We start from the raw sequence: 15,236 nt of genomic DNA, 5'->3' as shown, positions 1-15,236 counted from the left end.
GCCGGAGGCGGGATGTCAGCACAGGCAGGGCAGAAGCAGGGGGCGCCGGACGAGCTGGCCGCCTCCGCCGGGCACGAAACGGCCGGCCGGCTGCTGCTGGCCGCCGTCGAGGCGTTCGCCGAGCGCGGCTTCCATGCCACCACCACCCGGGACATCGCCCAGCGGGCCGGCATGAGCCCGGCCGCGCTCTACATCCACTACCGCACCAAGGAGGAGCTGCTCTACCAGATCAGCGTCTTCGGCCACCAGCGGGCCATCCGGGTGCTGGGCGACGCCTCCCGGCACGGCGTCACCGTCGCCGACCGGCTGGCGGCCGCGGTCAGCGCCTTCGCCCGCTGGCATGCCGAGCACCACACCCGGGCCAGGGTGGTGCAGTACGAGCTGACCGCGCTCGGCGAGGAGCACTACGCCGAGATCCTCACCCTGCGCCGCCGGGCCGGGGACATCATCCGGGACCTGCTGGACGAGGGCACCGCGGGCGGTGAGTTCCAGGTCGCCGACATCCGCTCCACCGCCCGCGCGATCATGTCCCTGTGCATCGATGTGGCCCGCTGGTTCGATCCCGCCGGCAGCGATTCGCCCGAACAGCTCGGCCGCCTCTATGCCGGTCTGGCGCTGCGGATGGCGGGTGCCGCGGAACCACCGCCCGGCTTCGGAGCGTGACCTCCGGCGGGATTCTCCCCGGTCCCGCGGGCGCCGCACACGCCCCGCGCGCCCCCGGCGCCCCGGGCGTCCGGCGTGATCAGCGGATCACGGCCCGGTGACAGCACGGTTGCAACCGCACGCCGGGCCGGCCGGCACCTGGCGTGAGCACGCCCGTGGCATGTGGGATGGTACGAGCACCGTGCCCGCGCGGCGCGGCGGGCGATCAGCCCGGTTTCCAGCCTGAACCACCGGCAGTCCCACGGGGAGGGGTGCCCATGTCATTGGCCCAGAACGTCCGCCAGGCGGCCCGGGCGGTCGCCGAGGGCGGCGATCCACGACAAGCCGTCGCCGGCGCGCTGCGGGAGCAGTACGGCGTCGGCGGCGGCCAGGCACCGGGCGGGGGCTCCGGCGCCGATCCGGCCGACTTCCTGGCCGCCCGCGACCAGGGCGCCTCCGTGGACACCCGGATCGAGCAGCAGAGCGTCTGGCTGAACAGCGCCAGTGAGGCGCTGAACCGCAGCAAGCTGGAGCGCGGTCCGAGCGGTCCGGTGCATGTGATCTGCCCGATGGTGATCCCGCGCGGCCGGAGCCTGCTCACCATGTTCCCGGCGGTGCTGCTGATCGCCGTCGGCGTGGTGGCCTCGGTGGTGCTCTCGGCCACCGGCGGCGACGCGCTGCTCAACCCCTTCTTCGGCATCCACTACTGGGTGATGGCCCTGGCCGCCGCCGTCTTCATGTGGTGGCGCCAGGGCATGGTGATGGTCCCGGACGGCTGTCAGGCGCTGATCACCCGCTTCGGCAAGCTGGAGCAGGTCACCGGCCCGGGCCGGGTCACCCTGTTCAACCCCTGGAAGCGGGTCTCCTACATCGTCAACACCACCCGGGAATACCCGTTCAACGCGCCGATCCGGGAGGCTCCCACCCGCAGCGGCGTCAAGGCGTCCATCGACCTCTTCGTGCAGTTCCGGATCAACGACCCGGTGGAGTTCATCTACACCCTGGGCGCGGTGCGCGGCTTCCAGGAGAAGCTGAACAACGCGGTCAGCGAGACCACCCGGGCGCTGATCTACGACCAGGAGGCCTCGGACATCTACGACATGGTCGGGGAGAACACCACGCCGCTGCTGGAGCAGCTGAACCAGCAGTTCAGCCCGGCCGTGGAGCTGACCAACGCCAACATCACGCACGCCGAGCCGGCCAGCCAGGAGTACCGGATGGACCTGGCCGCGCCGGAGATGGTGCGGGTGGCCAAGGAGGCGTACACCCATGAGTACGAGCTCCAGCTCCGCAAGGAGCAGGACGAGGGCGACCTCAACAAGGAGCTGGCCTCGCTGAACGAGACCCTCTCCGCCATCCAGGCCGACATCGCCACCTACCAGGCGCAGATGGACACCGCGCTGGAGCGGGAGACCAACCGGGCCCGGGCGGTGGCGCGGCAGCGCTTCACCGAGGCCGAGTCCGAGGCGCGGGCCAACGCGGCCCTGCTGGAGGCCCAGGCGCTGGACATCCGCGCGGTGAGCGCGGCCGAGGCCCCGGAGATCCTCAACTACCGCTATCAGCAGCGGGTGCTGGACACCCTGGAGCAGCTGGCCGACCGGCTGCCCCAGGTGGTGAAGATCGGCGCCGGGGACGGCGCCAGCGTCAACTTCCTGCGGGTGGCGCAGGAGATCGTCGGCGAGGCCGGCGGTGAGCTGTTCACCGAGACGGACATGGCCGCGATCCGCACCCGGCTGGCGGAGATCGCCGACCGGATCGCCGGGCGCGAGGACGAGATCGCCCGGCTGCTGGCGGCCGGGCCGTCCACGGTGACGGCCGTCCCGGCGGCCGCCGCACGCGGGGACGAGGACGGCGAACAGGGCGCGGGCACCGCGGGCGGCGCGGCCGACGCGTTCGCCCCGCCCGCCGGAGAGGGGGAGTGAGCATGAGCCAGCCGACAGCCGACCGCCGCGGCTCCGCCATCAAGGAGGCGCTGGCCGACTGGGGTGACATCGCCCGCCTGCTGCGCGGCGGCGACAGCGGCGCCCTGGTCCCGGTCGTGATGCCCAAGAACAGCCGCCGCACCACCTGGACGGTGCTGCTCTGGTTCGGTCTGCTGGCCGCGGCCTCCGGCGTGATGATGACCGTGGCCGAGTCCGACTCCGGGAACGCCGCCTCGGAGACCGCCTGGGGCGCGCTCGCCGTGATCGCCTTCGCGGTGGCCGTGGTCGCCCTGCTGCTCGGGGTGCTGTGGTGGTGGCGCTCCTCCATCGTGGAGATCGAACAGGGCACCACCGGCGTGCTGACCAGGTACGGCGCCATCGCGGGCGTGCTGGACCCGGGACGGCACTATCTGTGGCACCCCTGGTCCCGGGTGGACTTCGTGGTGGACACCTCCACCGAGATCCCCTACTCGGCCCCGGTGGTGGCCTGCCCGACCCGGGAGAATGTGCCGCTGAAGTCCATCGAGTTCTTCCTGAAGTTCCGCATCACCGACGCCGTGCTGTTCGTGCGGACCATCGGCGCGGGCAATTTCGACCTGGTGCTGTCCAGCGCCGTGCAGGACGCGATCCGGCAGCGCGGCCGGCTGGTGCGCACCGAGCGCGCCTACGATCTGCGCGGCTCCGACGTGGCGGACATGCAGGAGCTGCTCAACCGGCAGCTCGACCACTACGGGGTGCGGATCACCGGCTGCAACATCCCGGACGTCCAGCTGCCCGCCCAGTACCAGCAGCACCTGGCCACCCGGGAGACGGTCGCCAAGGAGCGGGTCGCCTATGAGCAGGAGTGGGGCCTGACCCGCAAGCGGCGCACCGACAATCTGCTGATGGAGATCGAGCGCGCCAAGAAGATCCGGGACGCCAAGATCGTCGAGGTCAATGCCGCGCTCAACCAGGCGCGCAAGGACGTGGCGCAGATGCTGGAGCAGCAGGAGACCGAGGCGCAGCGGGTCCGGTTCGAGATCGAGACCCGCGGCCGGGCCGATCTGGTCTCGGCGGAGAACGAGGCCAAGGCGCAGCGGCGGCTGGCCACCGCCTACCGGGACAACCGGGCGGTGCTCCAGTACGAGCTGGCCCGCCGGCGGCTGGAGGTGGGCGCCGCCCTGGCGCAGCACGCCCCCAAGCCGGTGGTGGTGCAGACGGACCCCGGGGGCGGCGAGCCCTCGGCGCTGACCACGCTGGTCACCGCGCAGCTGCTGCCGCGGCTGGCGGCCGGTGCCGCAGGCGGGGACGATGGGGCCGGCCGGGGCGGTCCGGGCCTGGCCTCGGGCGCCCGGGCGCTGGCCGAGGAGCTGCACCGGCCGGACGCGGAGGAGTAACGGCGCGCCCGCACGGCCGGCCGGCGGGCCGGTGACCCGCACCCGGGTCACCGGCCCGCCGTCGTTGCCGGTGCGGCGCGGCGGGCCGGCGGAGCCGGAGGGCTAGAGGTAGTAGCGGGAGACGCTCTCCACCACGCAGGCGGGCTTCTCGCCGCCCTCCCGTTCCACCGTGACCTGGAGCGTCACCTGCACGCCGCCCGGCACATCGGTGACCTCCAGCAGTTTCGCGCGGGCGCGCAGCCGTGCGCCCACCGGCACCGGGGAGGGGAAGCGCACCTTGTTGGTGCCGTAGTTGACGCCCATCTTGACGCCCTCGACCCGGAGCGTCTGCGGCACCAGCGCCGGCAGCAGGGAGAGGGTGAGATAGCCGTGTGCGATGGTGGTGCGGAAGGGGCCCTGGGCCGCCCGCTCGGGATCGACATGAATCCACTGGTGGTCGCCGGTGGCCTCGGCGAACAGGTCGATCCGCTTCTGGTCGACCTCCAGCCAGTCGCTGGGACCCAGCTCCGCACCGACCGCCGCGCGCAGCTCGTCGGCCGATGTGAAGACCCGTGGCTCGCCCATGGTCGGTTGCCTCCTGTGCAGGGGTGGTGAGGACGGAACGGACGACGGCATGCCTGCTCGGCGACGCTTGGCTAAGCGCTTGCTCATCGTGTCCGTTCAGGATTCTCGCGGTTGGGCACTCTGTCAACGCCGCGGCGGGTGTCTTCCGCCATCCATACCGACCGGTTAGTCTGTGGCCGCGACGGCGGCCGGCCGGGCCGGGGCCGCCGCTCCGTGACCGTATGCACGAGGCGAGTGCTGAAGGGGCCTGAGAGATGGGGACACCGGAGGAGAAGCTGCGCGACGCCGCGGTGGTGGTGACCGGAGCCGGCGCGGGCATCGGTGCCGCCCTGGCCCGGAGCTTTGCCCGCCAGGGCGCCCGGGTGGCGGTCAACGACCTCGACGCCGGGGCCGCCGAGCGGGTCGCCGGCGAGATCGGCGGGGTGGCCGTGCCGGGCGACGCCTCCACGGTGGTGCCGGACGCCCGGGACGCCCTCGGCGGCACCGTCGACATCTTCTGCGCCAACGCCGGGATCGCGCTCGGCGGCGGCCCGGAGGCGGACGAGGACGACTGGGCCCGCTCCTGGGACGTCAATGTGATGGCCCATGTCCGTGCCGCCCGCGCGCTGCTGCCGCACTGGCTGGAGCGGGGCCGCGGCCGGTTCGTCGCCACCGTCTCCGCCGCCGGGCTGCTCACCATGGTGGGCGCCGCCCCGTACAGCGTCACCAAGCACGCCGCGCTCTCCTTCGCCGAATGGCTCTCCCTGACCTACCGGCACCGCGGCGTCGCGGTGCACGCCGTCTGCCCGCAGGGCGTGCGCACCGCCATGCTGCGGGGCTCCGGGCGGGCCGGCGATCTGGTCCTCACCCCGGACGCCATCGAACCGTCCGAGGTGGCCGATGCCGTGCTGGCCGGGATCGCCGAGGAGCGGTTCCTGATTCTGCCCCACCCCAGGGTGGCCGAGTACGCTACCGCCCGCGCCACTGACCGCGACGCATGGCTGGGCGCGATGAACCGCATCCAGCAGAAGCTCGAAAGGTGACCGGGATGGCCCAGAGAAACGGGGGACGCGGGGAAGTACCGCAGCGGCTGCTGGCCATCGCCACCCGGCTGTTCGCCGAACGCGGCTACGAACGGACCTCGGTGCAGGAGATCGTGGACGCCGCCGGAGTGACCAAGGGCGCGCTCTACCACTACTTCGGCTCCAAGGACGATCTGCTGCACGAGATCTACGGCCGGCTGCTGCGGCTCCAGCAGCAGCGCCTGGACGCGGTGGCCGGCTCCGGCGCCCCGGTGGCCGAGCGGCTGCGCGCCGCCGCCGCGGATGTGGTGGTGAGCAGCATCGAGAACATCGACGACGCCACCATCTTCTTCCGCTCCATGCACCAGCTGGGTCCGGAGCAGCTCAAAAAGGTGCGGGCCGAGCGGCGCCGCTACCACGAGCGGTTCCGGGCGCTGGTCGAGGAGGGCCAGCAGGCGGGCATCTTCTCCACCGCCACCCCGGCCGACCTGGTCGTCTTCTACCACTTCGGGGCCGTGCACCAGCTCAGTCAGTGGTACCGGCCCGAGGGGCCGATGACCCCGCAGGAGATCGGCGACCATCTGGCCGATCTGCTGATGCGCGCGCTGCGCCCCTGAGGCGGCCGGCCGTCCGTTTCCCTCCGTACGCACCCGTGCCGAAAGGTTTTTCCCTTGCAAGCTTGGCGAGTCCACGAAAACGGTGAGCCCACGACGGTGATGCGGCTCCAGGAGACCCCCAGGCCGGAGCCGGGCCCCGGCGAGCTGCTGGTCCGGGTCCGGGCCGCGGCCGTCAACTTCCCGGACGCGCTGCTGGCCCGCGGTCTGTACCAGGTGCGGCCGCCGCTGCCGTTCACCCCCGGGGTGGAACTGTGCGGCACGGTGGAGGCGGCCGGCCCCGGGACGGAGGGCCGCCCGCCCGGCAGCCGGATCATCGGCCAGCCGGTGCTGCCCAGCGGCGCCTTCGCGGAGTACGCCCTGGTCGCCGCGGACAACGCGCACCCGGCCCCGGAGGAACTCGACGACGCCGAGGCCGCCGCCCTCTACATCGGCTACCAGACCGGCTGGTTCGGCCTGCACCGCCGGGCCCGGCTGGCGGCCGGGGAGACACTGCTGGTGCACGCGGCGGCGGGCGGCGTGGGCAGCGCCGCGGTCCAGCTGGGCAAGGCCGCGGGCGCCCGGGTGATCGGTGTGGTCGGCGGTCCCGAGAAGGCCGCCACCGCCCGCGGACTGGGCTGCGACGAGGTGATCGACCGCCGCACCGACGATGTGGCCGCCGCGGTGAAGGAGGCCACCGGCGGTCGCGGCGCGGACGTGATCTACGACCCGGTGGGCGGCCAGGCCTACGCCCAGTCCGCCAAGTGCGTGGCCTTCGAGGGCCGGATCATCGTGGTCGGCTTCGCCAGCGGCACCATACCGACTCCGGGACTGAACCACGCGCTGGTGAAGAACTACTCCATCCTGGGCCTGCACTGGGGGCTGTACCGGCAGCGGGACCCGGAGTCGGTGCACGCCTGCCACCGGGAGCTGACCGCGCTGGCCGCCAAGGGCGCGATCCGCCCGCTGATCAGCGAGCGGCTGCCGCTCTCCGGCGCCGCCGACGCCGTCCAGCGCGTGGCCGACGGCATCACCACCGGCCGCATCGCCATCCTCCCCGCCGGCTGACCAGCGCCGGCGGATGTGCGGGGCGGGGCGGGAGGCTCCGGTGCTGTCCTCCCGTCCCGTCCCGTCCCTGTCCGGGACGGGAGCGGGGCGGGCGGGACGGAGCGGCTCAGCTCCGCGCGGCGGTGTGGCGCTTCAGTTCGCGGCGGGCCAGGGAGCGCTGGTGGACCTCGTCCGGTCCGTCGGCCAGCCGCAGCGTGCGCGCCGAGGCGTAGAGCTCGGCCAGCGGCGTGTCCTGGCTGACCCCCGCGGCGCCGAACAGCTGCACCGCGTTGTCCAGGATCCCGACCACCGTGCGCGGCACCGCGATCTTGATCGCCTGGATCTCGGTGTGCGCCCCCCGGTTGCCCACCGTGTCCATCAGCCAGGCCGTCTTCAGCACCAGCAGCCGCAGCTGCTCCACCGCCACCCGGGCGTCCGCGATCCAGGCCCGTACCTGGCCCTGCTCGGCCAGCGGCCGGCCGAAGGCGGTGCGCGACACCGCCCGCCGGCACATCAGCTCGATCGCCCGCTCGGCCATGCCGATCAGCCGCATGCAGTGGTGGATGCGCCCCGGGCCCAGCCGGGCCTGGGCGATGGCGAAGCCGCCGCCCTCCTCGCCGATCAGATTCCCCGCCGGCACCCGCACGTTCTCGAACAGCACCTCCGGGTGCCCGCCGTGCCAGTGGTCCTCGAAGCCGAAGACCTTCATCGCCCGGGTCACCGTCACCCCCGGGGTGTCCCGGGGCACCAGCACCATCGACTGCTGGCGCCGGATGTCCGCGCCGCCCGGATCGGTCTTGCCCATCACGATGAACACCGCGCAGTCCGGATTCATCGCCCCGGAGATGTAGAATTTGCGGCCGTTGATGACGTACTCGTCGCCCTGCCGCTCGATCCGGGTCTCGATGTTGGTGGCGTCCGAGGACGCCACCGCCGGCTCGGTCATGGCGAAGGCCGAGCGGATCTCCGCCTTCAGCAGCGGCTCCAGCCAGCGCCTGCGCTGCTCCTCGCTGCCGAACATGGCCAGCACTTCCATGTTGCCGGTGTCCGGGGCCGCGCAGTTCAGCGCCGACGGGGCGAGCTGCGGGCTGCGCCCGGTGATCTCGGCCAGCGGCGCGTACTGGAGATTGGTCAGCCCGGCGCCGTACCGCTCGTCGGGCAGAAAGAGGTTCCACAGGCCGCGGCGGCGCGCCTCGGCCTGGAGCTCGCGCAGCACCGGCACCGGCCGCCAGGGGTCGTCCTGCGCGGCGCGCTGCCGCCCGGCCGTCTCCTCGGCCGGATACACCTGCTCGGCCATGAACTCCAGGAGGTTCTTGCGCAGTTCCTCGGTGCGCTCGTCAAAGGCGAAATCCACGATGGTCATCCCTTCCGCAGGGTGGCGAGGCCGTCCTCGATGAAGACCGGGACCAGTTCTCCGATCCGGTCGAAGCCCGCGCCGACCGTCTGGCCGAGGGTGTAGCGGTAGTGGATCCCCTCCAGGATCACCGCGAGCTTGAAGTAGGCGAAGGCCGCGTACCAGGCGATGCGGCCGGTGTCGCGGCCGGAGCCGGACGCGTAGCGCTCGATCAGCTCGGCGGCGTCCGGATGGCCGGGGGCGTGGCCGCTGTCGGTCACCGGCACGCCGGGCAGCCTGCGCAGCGAGCTGTACATCACCAGCAGGCCCAGGTCGGTCAGCGGATCGCCGAGCGTGGACATCTCCCAGTCGAGCACCGCGTTGATCCGGTCGTCCGGGCCGAGCAGCACATTGTCCAGCCGGTAGTCGCCGTGCACCACGGCCGGCGCGGGGGAGGCGGGCAGCCCGGCGGTGAGCGCGCCGTGCAGTTCGTCGATGCCGGGCAGCTCCCGGCTGCGGGAGGCGTCGAGCTGCTTGCCCCAGCGGCGCAACTGCCGCTCCAGAAAGCCCTCCGGGCGGCCGAAACCGGTCAGACCCACCTCGTCCGGGTCCACGGCATGCAGGGCCACCAGGGTGTCGACCAGGTGCAGCACGGCGGCCCGGGTGCGCTCCGGCCCGAGCCCGGCGAGCTGGCGGGCGGTCCGGTAGGGGGTGCCGGGCACATGCTCCATCACATAGAACGGCGCGCCCAGCACCTCCGGCTCCTCGCACAGCAGCACCGCGCCCGGGACCGGGACATCGGTCGGGGCCAGCGCGCTGATCACCCGGTACTCGCGGGCCATGTCGTGCGCGGTGGCCAGGACATGGCCGAGCGGCGGGCGGCGCACCACCCACTGCCCGGTGCCGTCCGTCACGCCGTAGGTGAGATTGGACCGGCCGCCGGGCATCAGGCGCGCGGTGAGCGGGCCGGTGACCAGCCCGGGGCGGGCCTCGTCCAGGTGCGTGCGCAGCTTCACCAGGTCCAGACCGGGCGGGTTCCCGGCGGTGCCGGTCGACGACGGCAGGGCGGACTCGGCGGTCATGGGCGGACTCCTCGTGGGGCGGCGTGGCCGGTCCGCGCCCGGGGTGCGCGGGGGCGGCCATGGCACCGGCTCGGGCGCTCGGGCCGGCGGGCGGTTCGGCGGGCGGACGGGCGGAACGGACGGGCCGGCGGATGGGCGGGGCAAGGGCTGCCGTGGGCAGCACTTGCATGATCCCTATGATGCCGACCAGTCGGTATGCAGTCCAGGGGGGTGCGGTCAACACGCGTCATTCGCCCAATCCCCGGCAACGGCCGCTGCCGCGCTGCCGCGCCTCCGGGGCGGTCAGCGCAGCAGCACCAGCCACACCAGCCACACCGCGCACACCGCCAGCACCGTGCCGGTGGCACCCAGCACCTCGGCCGGACCCGGCGGGCGCGCCGGGCCCGGCGCGCCGGCGGCCGCCAGCGCCGCGATCCGCCGGTGCGCCAGTGCCAGAAAGCCCGCCCACGCCAGGCACACCAGCACCGCGCCCGTGTACCGGACGCCGCCCCCGAGCACCACCGCGCCGCGCCAGGCCAGCAGCACCGCGACCAGGAACGCCAGGGAGGTGCGCCGCCAGGCCAGCCGGGTCCGCTCCCGCTGCGTCTCGCGGCCCGCCACGCCGTCCGGCGGCGTCACCGGGACCAGCCCAGGCCGATGGCCACCCCGACCACCAGCGCCGCCACCGTCGTCCCCACCGCCAGCCAGGCCGGCAGCCGGGTCACCGGCAGATCCTCGCCGCGCCGCATGGCCAGCTCGCAGCGTGCCCAGTGGTTCACCGCGCGCAGCGCGCACACCACCGCGCCCAGCAGCAGGAACAGCGCGATGCCCACCCGCAGCGGACGGTCCAGACCGGTCAGGAACTGCTCCACCGCCAGGCCGCCGGCCACCAGCGCCAGCGCCGTGCGCAGCCAGGCCAGAAAGGTGCGCTCATTGGCCAGCGAGTAGCGGTAGTCCGGAGTCGTCCCCTGGGACGCCATCCGCCGCGGCGAGAACCACAGCCGCACCCCGCCCGCCAGCCGCCCGATCATGACTCAACGGTAACTCCGCGGGTGATCATCCGCCCGCGCGGCTTCCGCGGGAAGTTGACGCCGGGTGAACCAGGCAAGAAGATCGACGCCCAGCACCTCCCGCCGCGACCCCAGGGAAACAGCATGGCCTACGACGCCGACGTCATCGTCATCGGAGCCGGACTGGCGGGCCTGGCGGCCACCGCGGAGCTGGCCGAGGCCGGCCGCAAGGTGCTGCTGCTCGACCAGGAGCCCGAGACCTCGCTCGGCGGCCAGGCCCACTGGTCATTCGGCGGCCTCTTTCTCGTCGATTCGCCCGAGCAGCGGCGGCTGCGGGTCCGCGACAGCCGGGAGCTCGCCTGGCAGGACTGGCTGGGCACGGCAGGCTTCGACCGCGCCGAGGACCGCTGGCCGCGCCGCTGGGCCGAGGCCTATGTCGACTTCGCCGCCGGGGAGAAGCGGGCCTGGCTGCACGGCATGGGGGTGCGCTTCTTCCCGGTGGTCGGCTGGGCCGAGCGCGGCGGCTACACCGCCACCGGGCACGGCAACTCCGTGCCCCGCTTCCACATCACCTGGGGCACCGGGCCCGGCCTGCTGGAGCCCTTCGTCCGCCGGGTGCGGGCCGCCGCCCGGGACGGCCGGGCGGAGCTGCGGTTCCGCCACCGGGTGACCGGCCTGTCCCGCTCGGCCGGCTCGGTGGACACCGTCAGCGGCGAGATCCTGGCACCCAGCGCGGCGGTGCGCGGCACCGCCAGCAGCCGCGAGGTGGTCGGCGCCTTCGAACTGCGCGCCCAGGCCGTGGTCATCGCCTCCGGCGGCATCGGCGGCAACCACGCCCTGGTCCGGGACTGCTGGCCCCAGCGGCTGGGCACCCCGCCGCGCCGCATGCTCTCCGGGGTGCCCGCCCATGTGGACGGCGCCATGCTCGGGGTGGCGGAGCAGGCCGGCGCCAGCCTGGTCAACCGGGACCGGATGTGGCACTACACCGAGGGCATCGAGAACTGGGACCCGGTCTGGGAGGACCACGGCATCCGCATCCTGCCCGGCCCGTCCTCGCTCTGGGTGGACGCCACCGGCGCCCGGCTGCCCGTCCCGCTCTTCCCGGGCTTCGACACCCTGGGCACCCTCCAGCACATCATGGGCACCGGCCACAGCCACACCTGGTTCGTACTGACCCGGAAGATCATCGAAAAGGAGTTCGCCCTCTCCGGCTCCGAACAGAACCCCGACCTGACGGGCAAGTCCATCCGCGGCGTGCTCGGCCGCGCCCGCTCCGGCGCGCCGGGCCCGGTCCGCGCCTTCATGGACCAGGGCGCCGACTTCGTCGTGGAGCAGGACCTGGCCTCCCTGGTCGCCGGCATGAACGCGCTGACCGGCGAGGACCTGATCAAGGAGGACGCGCTGCGCCGGGAGATCGAGGCCCGCGACCGGGAGATCGGCAACCCGTTCACCAAGGACCTCCAGATCACCGCCATGCGCGGCGCCCGCAGCTACCTGGGCGACAAGCTGATCCGGGTCGCCTCCCCGCACCGGCTGCTCGACCCCAAGGCCGGGCCGCTGATCGCCGTCCGCCTCAACATCCTCACCCGCAAGACCCTGGGCGGCCTGGAGACCGACCTGTCCGGCCGCGTCCTCACCGCGGACGGCGAGCCCATGCCCGGCGTCTACGCGGCGGGCGAGGCGGCCGGCTTCGGCGGCGGAGGCATGCACGGCTACCGCTCCCTGGAGGGCACCTTCCTCGGCGGCTGCCTCTTCTCCGGCCGCACCGCCGGCCGCGCCGCGGCCGCCGCCACGGCCTGACCACGAGCGCCGCGGGACCCCGCACACCTCCGCTGTACCAAGCGCTTCACAGACAACCCGCCAGTGTCAGGCGCGCATTGCCGGTTTCTGTCGGCCGACCCTACGGTGGGTTGCCCGCGCACCGCGCCGGAAACCGCCCGCCGATTCACCTCCGGACCGACCTGCACCGGCCGTGAATATCCGCGTTTCTCGAAAGACAAGAACGGCCGGGAACGCAGTGTCAGCGAGCAGCACGAGGACAACGAGAAGATCGCGCCGCCATCCACGAGGGCACCTACGCCCCCGGCACCGAAGTCCCCAGCGAACACCAGCTCACGGCCCAATACTGCGTCTCACGCTCCACCGTCCGCGCAGCCCTCGCCGCCCTCCGTGCCGAAGGACTCGTCCAAGCCCGCCAAGGTGCCCGCTCCCGCCGTACGCGACGCCACCGGTCCCACCCTCCTGGACCGCCACATCACCCGCACCACCGAAGGCCGCTACGCCACCGCACCCCCCGGCACCCCACTGGAGACCCCGGCCGTCACCCGCACCCACGCCGACCCCGTCACCGCCGCCCAACTCGACATCGAAGACGGACACCCCCTGTTCAGCATCGACCGCCTCTACACCACCGAGGCCGGACACCGCATCGCACACCGGCTACTGATCCCGTTCGCCGCCGCATCCGGCACCCAACTCGCCGACCACCCCGACACCGACCCCGAACACCTCTAGGCCATCCTGGCCCAGCGCGGCCCGCTGACCTTCACCGAGACGGCCCGGGCCCGCATGCCCGCACCGGAGCAGGCCGCAGCCCTCGACCCCCCCCGGGGCGTCCCCGTCCTGCACCTCACCCGGATCATCCACCACCGGCAGCATGCGCTCATCCGCGAAGACCTCACCGCGCCCGGCACCGAGGCCGAAGCCGTCTACCGCCTCACCCCGGCCCGCCGACCCGCCGCCTGATGACCCTTCCAGGACACTGCCGGGGACGCGAAAAGCCCGGCCCCGGAGGGCCGGGCCACACGCAACGACAGATCACCAGGGTTGACAGGTGAAGCCGACGACACGGTAGGGAAGATCGGCCAGCCCCGAGTAGCGCTCCTCCTCCCGGCACAGGAACGCGTTGCGGCCTCCCTCATTCGCAATGAGGAAGTCGCCGGAGATCGGCCCATGCTCAGGGGCGCCCCCCAGTGCCTCACAGCCGGAGCCGAAAACCCGGGGCAGGTCAGGGTTCACGGCCTCACAGATGTAGGCCGGGAGCGGCTGCGCCGCAGCACTCGGTGCGGCCGCCAGCGCGGCCAGGCCGAAGGCAGCGGTCGCCAACAGCCCGCCAGCCGTACGCATGGATCGCGAAGCGTTCATGTTCTTCGGTCCTTTCGGGAATCCGTCCCCGGCAATGCCCAAGGCCACTTGACGGGAGGGAGGTCGCAACGTCCGCCGTACAGCTACCCTTTGAAGCGATGCGACTACACATCGTGTCCCGCGTGTGAGGGAGCGCACCGGCGGGAAGCACGGAGCACGCGCGACGGCCGCCGCGCCACCCAGCCAGACCCTGACCGGCCGAGCCATGCCATCGGCGCCACTTCCCAGCACCCCGGCCACACCTCGCCCTTCCCGCAAGGCGTCGAAGAATTGCCTTACTTCCTCAAGGCGCCGCGCACAGCGCGGCGCGCGGCGGGCGCCCCGGCCGGGCATGCGGCCTCCGGCCGGTCCCGTCCGGTCGCCCCCGCGCCGCACCGCAACCCGCAGCCAGGAAGGGGAACCTCGACGTGCATCCAGGGGTGGCGGGGGATGGCCTACGCATCGCCGGGCAGTCCTCAGCCCGCCCCGGCACGTACACGGTCCTGTCGCCCGGCGACACTACGGCCGGCGGCAGTCCCCCGGCCCACGGACCAGGCGCCCGCCCGCTTCACCCGATGCGGCCCGGCGCCGCAGCCAGCGCCCACGCCCGCAGCACCTCATCCGCCGATACCGGGCAGGCCGGCAACACCGCCCCGGACCCGTCCGCATCCGCATCCGGCCGCGCACTCACCCCGTCAACCCCCGCCAGCCGAAGGGCCGCCGCCAGCGCAGCCCCAGCCGATTCCGCGTCTTCCCAACCCCGTACATACGGCACCCCCGGCACCCACGCCGCGCCGTCCCTGTCCTCCGCGTCCCCCGCGAAGCCGCCCGGTTCCTTCGGAACACTCATCGCGCCGTTCCTTCCACAGACGCCCATTCTGCGCCGTCGCACGCCGTAGCGGAAGAGTCACGACGAGATACGTCACGACAAGTAGCCGGGCCCCTGCACCAGTTACCGCAGCAACCGGCGCAGAGGCCCGGCCTCGGCAGCGACCGCCGTCAGGACGGCCCGGTATCCAGCGGCACCGCCCGCATGTGCTCAGTGTTCGCCAGTGCCGTCAACGCCCGCCGCCCTGCATCGGCAGGCAGCAGCCGCCCCAGCGTGCCTTCCCCCACGAACCGGCCCAGGCCCGCGGTCAGAGCACGACGCCGATCCGATGCGCCCTCCGGAACCCCGGCATCACACACCACAAACAGCCCGTCGGGCCGCTGATCCACGGCAAGCACGGAATCAACACCCACCCCGGCAAGCCCGGCCTGATCCCGCAGCACCCGCTCAGCAGCCGCCCCCAGCGACTCACCCCCGGCCAGCCAGGCACCCGGCAGCCCCCACACCCCCGCACGCCGCACCACAAGCACATACGGCGCGGGGAAGTCCGGAAACACCAGGACCTCGACAAACACCCGGTCCGCCCCGGCCACCAGCTCATCGAGCGCCCGCCGCGCCTCGCGCGCGGTCCGCCGGTAAGCCTCATCCCGACCTTCGGGCGCTTCCCACTCCAGAGCCAGCCCGGCCAGCACCGCCGACAGCGCATCCGCAGTCGTGGTCACCCGGCCACCTCCG

17 protein-coding genes and 1 pseudogene are annotated in these 15,236 nt (G+C 73.2%); 10 read left to right on the top strand and 8 right to left on the bottom strand.

What is annotated here, in order from left to right; translation table 11 throughout:
- Nucleotides 1-12: 12 nt before the first annotated feature.
- The 3 genes from BM242_RS26080 (at nucleotide 13) to BM242_RS26070 (ending at nucleotide 3,940) form a co-directional block, all read left to right on the top strand.
- Nucleotides 13-663 carry a TetR/AcrR family transcriptional regulator gene (locus tag BM242_RS26080; protein ID WP_093841403.1) on the top strand — a complete coding sequence of 217 codons (651 nt, stop codon included), beginning with the start codon at nucleotides 13-15 and terminating at the stop codon, nucleotides 661-663.
- 257 nt (nucleotides 664-920) lie between these two features.
- Nucleotides 921-2,564, top strand: coding sequence for an SPFH domain-containing protein (locus BM242_RS26075; protein WP_093841402.1), 1,644 nt, complete (start codon nucleotides 921-923; stop codon nucleotides 2,562-2,564).
- A gap of 2 nt (nucleotides 2,565-2,566) precedes the next feature.
- Nucleotides 2,567-3,940: an SPFH domain-containing protein gene (locus BM242_RS26070; protein ID WP_093841401.1), complete on the top strand. Its 1,374-nt coding sequence runs from the start codon at nucleotides 2,567-2,569 to the stop codon at nucleotides 3,938-3,940.
- Nucleotides 3,941-4,042: 102 nt separating this feature from the next.
- Here the strand turns inward: BM242_RS26070 and BM242_RS26065 are convergent, their stop codons facing one another.
- A complete protein-coding gene (locus tag BM242_RS26065; protein ID WP_093841400.1) occupies nucleotides 4,043-4,504 on the bottom strand; it encodes a MaoC family dehydratase in 462 nt (153 codons plus the stop codon).
- Between the two features lie 254 nt (nucleotides 4,505-4,758).
- Here BM242_RS26065 and BM242_RS26060 point away from each other — a divergent pair, with 254 nt between their 5' ends.
- From BM242_RS26060 to BM242_RS26050, 3 genes are read left to right on the top strand one after another with little or no spacing between them, the layout of a single operon-like run.
- Nucleotides 4,759-5,526, top strand: a complete 768-nt coding sequence (locus BM242_RS26060) for an SDR family oxidoreductase (protein ID WP_093841399.1) — start codon at nucleotides 4,759-4,761, stop codon at nucleotides 5,524-5,526.
- Between the two features lie 5 nt (nucleotides 5,527-5,531).
- Nucleotides 5,532-6,122 carry a TetR/AcrR family transcriptional regulator gene (locus tag BM242_RS26055; protein ID WP_093841450.1) on the top strand — a complete coding sequence of 197 codons (591 nt, stop codon included), beginning with the start codon at nucleotides 5,532-5,534 and terminating at the stop codon, nucleotides 6,120-6,122.
- A 54-nt stretch (nucleotides 6,123-6,176) separates the two neighbouring features.
- A complete protein-coding gene (locus BM242_RS26050) occupies nucleotides 6,177-7,166 on the top strand; it encodes an NADPH:quinone oxidoreductase family protein (protein ID WP_093841398.1) in 990 nt (329 codons plus the stop codon).
- Nucleotides 7,167-7,272: 106 nt separating this feature from the next.
- Here the strand turns inward: BM242_RS26050 and BM242_RS26045 are convergent, their stop codons facing one another.
- From BM242_RS26045 to BM242_RS26030, 4 genes are all read right to left on the bottom strand, one after another.
- A complete protein-coding gene (locus tag BM242_RS26045) occupies nucleotides 7,273-8,499 on the bottom strand; it encodes an acyl-CoA dehydrogenase family protein (protein WP_093841449.1) in 1,227 nt (408 codons plus the stop codon).
- A 5-nt stretch (nucleotides 8,500-8,504) separates the two neighbouring features.
- Complete coding sequence (locus BM242_RS26040; RefSeq protein ID WP_093841397.1) at nucleotides 8,505-9,560, bottom strand: phosphotransferase family protein; 1,056 nt, start codon at nucleotides 9,558-9,560, stop codon at nucleotides 8,505-8,507.
- A gap of 282 nt (nucleotides 9,561-9,842) precedes the next feature.
- Complete coding sequence (locus tag BM242_RS29060; RefSeq protein ID WP_093841396.1) at nucleotides 9,843-10,178, bottom strand: DUF202 domain-containing protein; 336 nt, start codon at nucleotides 10,176-10,178, stop codon at nucleotides 9,843-9,845.
- A complete protein-coding gene (locus BM242_RS26030; protein WP_093841395.1) occupies nucleotides 10,175-10,570 on the bottom strand; it encodes a YidH family protein in 396 nt (131 codons plus the stop codon). The genes BM242_RS29060 and BM242_RS26030 overlap by 4 nt, the downstream gene beginning before the upstream one ends.
- Before the next feature lie 123 nt (nucleotides 10,571-10,693).
- Here BM242_RS26030 and BM242_RS26025 point away from each other — a divergent pair, with 123 nt between their 5' ends.
- The 4 genes and pseudogenes from BM242_RS26025 to BM242_RS29700 all read left to right on the top strand — a co-directional run bounded on the left by BM242_RS26025 (nucleotide 10,694) and on the right by BM242_RS29700 (nucleotide 13,294).
- A complete protein-coding gene (locus tag BM242_RS26025) occupies nucleotides 10,694-12,349 on the top strand; it encodes an FAD-binding dehydrogenase (RefSeq protein ID WP_093841394.1) in 1,656 nt (551 codons plus the stop codon).
- Nucleotides 12,350-12,525: 176 nt separating this feature from the next.
- Nucleotides 12,526-12,693: pseudogene (locus tag BM242_RS31245) on the top strand (GntR family transcriptional regulator); the annotation flags it as partial.
- A 25-nt stretch (nucleotides 12,694-12,718) separates the two neighbouring features.
- Nucleotides 12,719-13,063 carry a hypothetical protein gene (locus BM242_RS29050; RefSeq protein WP_139238458.1) on the top strand — a complete coding sequence of 115 codons (345 nt, stop codon included), beginning with the start codon at nucleotides 12,719-12,721 and terminating at the stop codon, nucleotides 13,061-13,063.
- Nucleotides 13,064-13,117: 54 nt separating this feature from the next.
- Nucleotides 13,118-13,294, top strand: coding sequence for a hypothetical protein (locus BM242_RS29700; protein WP_175541588.1), 177 nt, complete (start codon nucleotides 13,118-13,120; stop codon nucleotides 13,292-13,294).
- A 72-nt stretch (nucleotides 13,295-13,366) separates the two neighbouring features.
- Here the strand turns inward: BM242_RS29700 and BM242_RS26010 are convergent, their stop codons facing one another.
- The 3 genes from BM242_RS26010 to BM242_RS26000 form a co-directional block, all read right to left on the bottom strand.
- Entirely contained in the window at nucleotides 13,367-13,693 is a 327-nt protein-coding gene (locus BM242_RS26010) for a hypothetical protein (protein WP_139238457.1), read from the bottom strand.
- A 547-nt stretch (nucleotides 13,694-14,240) separates the two neighbouring features.
- The gene (locus BM242_RS26005; RefSeq protein ID WP_093841391.1) at nucleotides 14,241-14,522 is read right to left on the bottom strand and encodes a hypothetical protein; all 282 of its coding nucleotides are present in this window, start codon (nucleotides 14,520-14,522) and stop codon (nucleotides 14,241-14,243) included.
- Between the two features lie 149 nt (nucleotides 14,523-14,671).
- Nucleotides 14,672-15,236 (bottom strand): hypothetical protein (locus BM242_RS26000; protein ID WP_217652595.1); only part of this gene is annotated, 565 nt, incomplete at its 5' end.

This window comes from Streptomyces aidingensis, from assembly GCF_900112355.1.
GTDB classification, from domain to species: Bacteria; Actinomycetota; Actinomycetes; order Streptomycetales; family Streptomycetaceae; genus Streptomyces; species Streptomyces aidingensis.
Note: the sequence above shows the minus strand (reverse complement) of the source record. Positions and strands in the feature narration are given on the sequence as shown.

Bases quoted from the DNA above. Each gene is read 5' to 3' on its own strand.
- BM242_RS26065 (WP_093841400.1), bottom strand. From the start codon at position 4,504: ATGGGCGAGCCACGGGTCTTCACATCGGCCGACGAGCTGCGCGCGGCG.
- BM242_RS26060 (WP_093841399.1), top strand. From the start codon at position 4,759: ATGGGGACACCGGAGGAGAAGCTGCGCGACGCCGCGGTGGTGGTGACC.
- BM242_RS26010 (WP_139238457.1), bottom strand. From the start codon at position 13,693: ATGAACGCTTCGCGATCCATGCGTACGGCTGGCGGGCTGTTGGCGACC.
- BM242_RS26080 (WP_093841403.1), top strand. From the start codon at position 13: ATGTCAGCACAGGCAGGGCAGAAGCAGGGGGCGCCGGACGAGCTGGCC.
- BM242_RS29700 (WP_175541588.1), top strand. From the start codon at position 13,118: ATGCCCGCACCGGAGCAGGCCGCAGCCCTCGACCCCCCCCGGGGCGTC.
- BM242_RS26040 (WP_093841397.1), bottom strand. From the start codon at position 9,560: ATGACCGCCGAGTCCGCCCTGCCGTCGTCGACCGGCACCGCCGGGAAC.
- BM242_RS26055 (WP_093841450.1), top strand. From the start codon at position 5,532: ATGGCCCAGAGAAACGGGGGACGCGGGGAAGTACCGCAGCGGCTGCTG.
- BM242_RS26070 (WP_093841401.1), top strand. From the start codon at position 2,567: ATGAGCCAGCCGACAGCCGACCGCCGCGGCTCCGCCATCAAGGAGGCG.
- BM242_RS26005 (WP_093841391.1), bottom strand. From the start codon at position 14,522: ATGAGTGTTCCGAAGGAACCGGGCGGCTTCGCGGGGGACGCGGAGGAC.
- BM242_RS26025 (WP_093841394.1), top strand. From the start codon at position 10,694: ATGGCCTACGACGCCGACGTCATCGTCATCGGAGCCGGACTGGCGGGC.
- BM242_RS26030 (WP_093841395.1), bottom strand. From the start codon at position 10,570: ATGATCGGGCGGCTGGCGGGCGGGGTGCGGCTGTGGTTCTCGCCGCGG.
- BM242_RS26075 (WP_093841402.1), top strand. From the start codon at position 921: ATGTCATTGGCCCAGAACGTCCGCCAGGCGGCCCGGGCGGTCGCCGAG.